The 6458-nt window shown below is 34.6% G+C and carries 4 protein-coding genes and 1 other annotated feature; of the genes, 1 reads left to right on the top strand and 3 read right to left on the bottom strand.

Annotated features, from left to right (window positions below; translation table 11 throughout):
- Positions 1 to 680: 680 nt before the first annotated feature.
- Together Q7P22_RS02445 and Q7P22_RS02440 are read right to left on the bottom strand one after the other, a co-directional pair.
- Entirely contained in the window at positions 681 to 1742 is a 1062-nt protein-coding gene (locus Q7P22_RS02445; RefSeq protein WP_303860195.1) for an FAD:protein FMN transferase, read from the bottom strand.
- 97 nt (positions 1743 to 1839) lie between these two features.
- Entirely contained in the window at positions 1840 to 2766 is a 927-nt protein-coding gene (locus Q7P22_RS02440) for a hypothetical protein (RefSeq protein WP_303860193.1), read from the bottom strand.
- Between the two features lie 223 nt (positions 2767 to 2989).
- Positions 2990 to 3235 (top strand) — a binding site (T-box leader).
- 312 nt (positions 3236 to 3547) lie between these two features.
- Here Q7P22_RS02440 and Q7P22_RS02435 point away from each other — a divergent pair.
- Complete coding sequence (locus Q7P22_RS02435; RefSeq protein WP_303860190.1) at positions 3548 to 5209, top strand: 2-isopropylmalate synthase; 1662 nt, start codon at positions 3548 to 3550, stop codon at positions 5207 to 5209.
- Positions 5210 to 5242: 33 nt separating this feature from the next.
- Here Q7P22_RS02435 and Q7P22_RS02430 read toward each other — a convergent pair.
- Positions 5243 to 6458, bottom strand: a 1216-nt coding sequence (locus Q7P22_RS02430) for an ATP-dependent DNA helicase (RefSeq protein WP_303860187.1), incomplete at its 5' end; no start/stop codon positions are given.

The raw sequence follows: 6458 nt of genomic DNA, 5'->3' as shown, positions 1-6458 counted from the left end.
GCTCATGGACAATGTCAGCAACCAACTTGCGGACAAAAAACTTGAGCTAAAACACAATACCTCCAAATTCTTCATGTACTACAACATTTTATATATTATCACATTATTTCAAAATGTAAATATATACCTGTTTTTAATCACGGGAATCGGATGAAGAATTACTCTTATCAAACATTTTGAGATCCACTTTTTTAAACATAATTTTTTTCTGTACTTTGTCCAGCATACTCGCTCAATAATGTTTTCTTTTCCTTGTTCTGTTTTTGGGGTATACAAAATAAACCTTATCCTAAATAGCTGCCAGATTGTACTACGCATGGTACAGCCCAGCTGTGTATTATATATTTTGGACTATTAAGTATTGGTTTATATTTCATTTCTTTTCCTATTTATCTTATCATTTAACATAATCTCATAACTTAGTAGTGTATTTATTTTCGCAACATGGCTTTCATATTTCATAGTATCTTTCATAATTTTATCCTCCTGTTACTAGCCTATATTATGGATATATTTACAAATAATACAACTACCCTTATTATATACTATATTAATGCTATTTTTATTGAAGATTTTATGATTTAATATTCGAATCAGCAGATTGGCTCGCAGAAATCAGGATATTTCCGTGCTCACACGAGACAAAAAGAAAACACAGGCTCCAAAAAGAACCTGTGCATCTATTTTACTACGGTATACTGATCCCCATAATTTGCTTGATCAAATACAAAAGTATCCCTCATACCTGATGTGAGATATATTTTATTATCTTTTGTAATGAAGATTGCTTCTATACCATCAATGTTTTCAATCAATTCTATACCGCCTTTTAGACCTAAAAGAAAGGCGCTCGTAGAAAGACCATCTCCATCTACAGAAAGTTTTGATAATATGGTTACTTGCCTTATTTCATTATCTGCAGGGTACCCTGTCGCTGGATTAAGAATATGATGGTATTTCTTTCCTTCTACTTCAAAGTATCTTTCATAATCCCCTGATGATACTACGGATAAATCTCTAGCGTCAATCACACCAAGATACGCGCCTCTATCTGAATTAGGATCTTGTACACCTATTTTAAAGCCCGAATTATCTGGCTTACCTCCAACCAGTAAAACATTACCACCTAGATTGATGATTGCACTTTTTACGTCATTTTCCACTAGTATTTCTTTTACCTCATCAGCAATATACCCTTTAGCAATAGCGCCTAAATTCGCTATCATACCTTTATCTTTCAATAAAATAGTGTTATTTTCTTCGTCAATAATCATATTATTATAATTGATTTTAGATAATGAGGTTTGTAATTCTTCCTCCGTTGGTACGTAACCATTTGGGGGATTAATTGCCCATAAATCTACTAATGGTCCTGTTGTGATATCAAAAAGGCCATTTGTATACTCAGAATACCTTAAACTTGCTTTCATGACTTCCATTGTTTCCTTAGAAACCTCAACAGGTTTGATTCCTGCATTTTTCTTTATATTCCACAAGTCACTACCCTCAATGTGTATACTAAGTATTTTCTCTAAAGCTCCTATTCTTTTCATAGCTTTATCAATAACTTCTGCGCTTTTATTATTGGGATTGTATATTTTTATATCTACAACCGTGTCCAAGTAGAAATCTGTTTTTGACACATACTCCTGTTGTACAACTTGATTGCTTTTATTGTCTGTGCATCCAGCAATAGTGAACAGCGTGGTGATAATTGCTAAAATACAAACTAGTTTTTTCAATAAATACACCACTTTCTTTTTCAAAATAAGGCTTTAGTAGTGAGTGGTCCCTACTAAAGCCTTAACATTTTATAACATTAGAATTTTGCCGTCAATATTATTTATTTGTTGCAGATTTGAATAACTCTTCGTATTCATTTACATGAATAGAAACCCCTGCAATTGCATCTGTGTGACCTTTGTCATCAGTATAGTTTACTTCAAATCCTTGGTTTTCAATTACGAATGCATCTACCTTTTCAGCATTCCCTTTCCAGTCCATACCATAATCTGTGCCTAGTTCAACCTTACCTATTGGTGCAGTTTCGTCTGGGTTACCGTCTTTATCTTGTTTGTAGAACTTAGCAGTTTCATCACTAAATTCTCCAGCAAAAATAGCGTTTAAATTAGAATCCATAATTGTTCCATTTACGATAATTAGGTCTAATCTGTATTCCCATGCATTAGTAGGATCATATTCTGGATCAGCTTTGTCAACTGGGATTGTTGCAGTTGCTACATAATCTTCAGGAGTTGTATAGGTACCTTCAGCAACTGGATCTGATTCTAAAGCTTTCTTCGCTAATTCGAAAAACTCTGTTACGTGAATCGATACAGTAGCGCCTGCATCTGTTTTAAGTACATCAGTGTGACCTTCATCATCTGTGTATGTGATCTTAGAAGGATCTTGGTTTTCAATCAACCATTTTTCAGCTGCAGCAGCTTGATCATGCCAAGCACCTGCTTTTGCTACTGCTTCCATTCCATATTCACCATTTTCGGATATTGTTCTCTTGTTGCCTGTAGATTGGACGTTTGTTCCGCCCCAATCAGCATCAGTGATTTTTCCACCTTCAACTTTTAAAACAACAAAGTATTTGTAGCCACTTCCTTCTGCAAAAGAATCTTCTTCCGCAAAGTAAACACCATCTTGTAAAGCAGCATCTGGTGCAGGAGCTTGTGAAGATTTTTTTTCAGTAGTACAACCAACGGCAAAAGAACCTACTAGAAATACTGATAACAGCAATACTAATAGTTTTTTCATTATGTTTCCCCCTTATTGAATTATATTTATCGACAGCTTTATTTTAACATCCCTATTAGGGTTGGTCAATATATTTGAATTCATTTCCGCATATTTTTTTTACCCAATTTTAACCATGTAACAAAAATGTAACAATATACAAAATCATGCAAATAATTTACAATAATATCCCTTGACAAAGATATTCATTAAGATTAAACTAACATTTAAATAGTTAAATATAAACAATGCAATGAAGAGGAATAGTACGATTACTAAAGCTTTAAGAGAGCTGTTGTGTGGTGCAAAACAGTAGCCAAGGCAATCCGAACTCACCTCCAAGTATCGAGCTGAACAAACAGTAGGCGAGACGGTTTCCAACCGATACATTGGAAAGATATGAAATATTAACTTCATATCTACAGAGTGCATACAATACCCGTATGAATCAGAGTGGTACCACGTGAGAATATAATCTCTCGTCTCTAGTAATTTAGAGACGAGAGATTTTTTTTTGCGCGACCCCAACGAGCCAAGCGAAAGCATAAGCTTTCGTAGTAGATATAAGACACAACAGGCAAACAGCTTGCTGATTTGACTGTGAAGTATTATATCTACGCAAATGAAAGCTTTAGCTTTTATTTGGCGAGTGGCGCGACCTTGGAACTGCGTAGCAGTTTCAAGGGGCATCATGCATAAGCTTTCGTAGTAGATATAAAACGCAACAGACAAACAGCTTGCTACTATCACCATCCAACCAACCGTCCAATGAATAATTTATTATAGAAAGAGAGGAATTAGAATGAAAAATTACGACAAATACAGTAGATCGTATTTTATGCCACCTGTACCGAGTACTAATTGGGTACACAAAAGCCATATAGAGGATGCTCCATTATGGTGTAGTGTTGATTTAAGAGATGGAAATCAAGCCCTAGTAATTCCAATGGATTTGGATAAAAAGGTAGAATTTTTTACTTATTTAGTAAATCTAGGTTTTAAAGAAATTGAAGTTGGCTTTCCAGCTGCTTCAGAAACGGAGTATAATTTTTTAAGACGACTAATTGAAGATGATCTAATTCCTGATGATGTAACTATTCAAGTGTTGACTCAATCAAGAGAACATATCATCAAAAAAACCTTTGAAGCTTTGAAGGGTGTAAAGAATGCTATCGTCCACTTGTACAATTCTACCTCACTTGCTCAAAGAGAACAGGTATTTAAAAAGTCTCAGGATGAGATTATTGATTTAGGTGTTTTAGGAGCTAAATTACTAAAAGAGTGTGCTGAGAAGGAAGAAGGAAATTTTCGATTTGAATATTCACCGGAAAGCTTCACCGGAACTGAAATGGAGTTTGCTCTTAAAATATGTAATGCAATTTTAGATATATGGCAGCCTAGCAAAGATAATAAGGTTATTATCAATCTTCCTTCTACAGTTCAAGTTTCGATGCCTCACGTGTATGCTAGCCAAATTGAATACATGTCCGAAAACTTAAAATATAGAGATCATGTTATTATTTCTATACATCCACACAATGATAGAGGTTGTGCTATTGCAGAAGCAGAAATGGGCTTACTTGCTGGCGCACAAAGAGTTGAAGGTACTTTGTTTGGAAATGGCGAACGAACAGGAAATGTAGACTTAGTTACAGTTGCCCTAAATATGTTCTCGCATGGAATAGATCCAAAGCTTAATTTTGATAATATTCCCGATATCGTTCACTTTTACGAACGAATTACAGGCATGTCAGTGCCACCGAGACAGCCATATAGTGGTGAATTGGTATTTGCCGCATTTTCAGGTTCACATCAAGATGCTATTGCCAAAGGAATGCAATATAGAGGAGATCATCAAATTACAGAGTGGAGCGTCCCTTATTTACCTATTGACCCAGAAGATATCGGCAGAGAATATGGAAGCGATGTTATCCGAATTAACAGTCAATCTGGAAAAGGTGGTATAGGCTTTATTCTACATGAAAACTATGGCTTTGATTTACCACCAAAAATGCGTGAAGATATAGGCTATACTGTAAAAAATGTTTCTGATCACTTAAACAAGGAATTAAAACCTAATGAAGTATATGAAATATTTAAAAAAGACTATGTGAATGTAGAAGATAAAGTAAGATTGATAGATTATCACTTTAAACGCAATGGAGAGTTTATAGTTGAGCTTATTTTAAATGTAGATGGCGAACAAAAGGTCTTTTTAGGTCATGGAAATGGTCGATTAGATTCCGTAGCCAACGCAATTAAGGAAAATCTAAATATCTCCTATACTATTCAAACCTATACAGAACACGCCTTAGAAAGAGGATCAAACTCCTTAGCTGCTGCCTATGTAGGCATAAGTCTAGAAGATAAAGTTTTCTGGGGTGCTGGAGTAGACACAGATATTATCTTTGCATCCATCAAAGCATTAATCGGTGCTCTAAATAGAAAATTTAAAGAGAAATAGAAAAGTGGGGCTGTCATTTGGCAACCCCATTTTTTACTTTTCCCAAAACTTACTCAATCTCTCATCTAATTCCCCTATTGATTCAACGATTTTGGCCTTTAACCAATGTTTTGGAAAGAGATTTCTATAGCTATTTTGAGTGAAACGAGTGTCTATGAGAAGAATTACACCTCGATCTTTTTCACTTCGTATTACCCTACCGACACCTTGCATTACCTTATTAAATCCTGGGTACATATAAGCATACAAAAAACCCTTACCATTGATTTCATCGTAGTATTCTTTTAACAAGTTTCGCTCTTCACCTATTTTAGGTAAGCCAACACTGATTACCACTACACCAATCAACCGATCTCCTCTAAGGTCAATGCTTTCAGAGAAAAGCCCCCCTAAAACAGCAAAGGCGATAATGTTTTCGCCTAAGTCAAATTGATCTATATATTCTTTTCTCTCCAACTCTGTCATAGATTTAGATTGCTTAGCTGTTTTTACTTCTGGGTGGTTTTGTACAAATATATCGTATACTTTTTCCATATATTCATAAGAAGGAAAGAAAACAATATAATTCCCTTCTTTTGCTTTCATAGTATGATAAATATATTGACAAATATCTTCGTAACTATTTTGCCTATTTTTATAGGTAGTACTTATTTGATTGCATATCATCATGTACCCATTCTCTTCTGGAAATGGCGATTCTAAAATCATATGATAATCTTCATTAATGTGCCCACCTAATAATTCAATATAGTAACTCATAGGTAGCAATGTTGCAGAAAAAAATACGGAAGACACTCCATTTTCTACGCTTTGTTTAATATACGAAGAACTATCGAGGCATACTAGTTTTACGATAATCTCGTCTTTCTTTTTAATCTTTATAACTTTATAATTTTCTCCGTAGTACTCTCCTATGCGAATAAAATTATTTATCTCAAAATAGTACTGCAAAAGCTCATCATAAAAAGATGCTTCGCTATTGTGCTGAGCTAACCATTTATCTCCCTTATAAATAAACTCATTGACACTAACCATAAAGTCTTCTGGTAGATTTTCTTTATCAAACTCCTCGTCTTTTCGTATAGAAATAAAAGCCTTATTGACCTTGCCCAAAGTCTTGTATAAAGGATGTTCTTTTCCAATGAGTTTTTGAAGGCTTAGGGTTTGTTTTTTTCCAAGTTCAGCTGAGTACATATCTCGAGACCGATCTACTAGATTGTGGGCTTCGTCAACTAAAAATACGTATTTT

Source organism: Alkalibaculum bacchi, from assembly GCF_937875145.1.
Taxonomy (GTDB): Bacteria; Bacillota; Clostridia; order Eubacteriales; family Alkalibacteraceae; genus Alkalibaculum; species Alkalibaculum bacchi_A.
This window is presented reverse-complemented; position numbering and strand designations above follow the sequence as displayed.

What these genes read in the sequence shown, in the direction of transcription:
- Q7P22_RS02440 (WP_303860193.1), bottom strand. Translation starts at nt 2,766, where the DNA reads ATGAAAAAACTATTAGTATTGCTGTTATCAGTATTTCTAGTAGGTTCT.
- Q7P22_RS02435 (WP_303860190.1), top strand. Translation starts at nt 3,548, where the DNA reads ATGAAAAATTACGACAAATACAGTAGATCGTATTTTATGCCACCTGTA.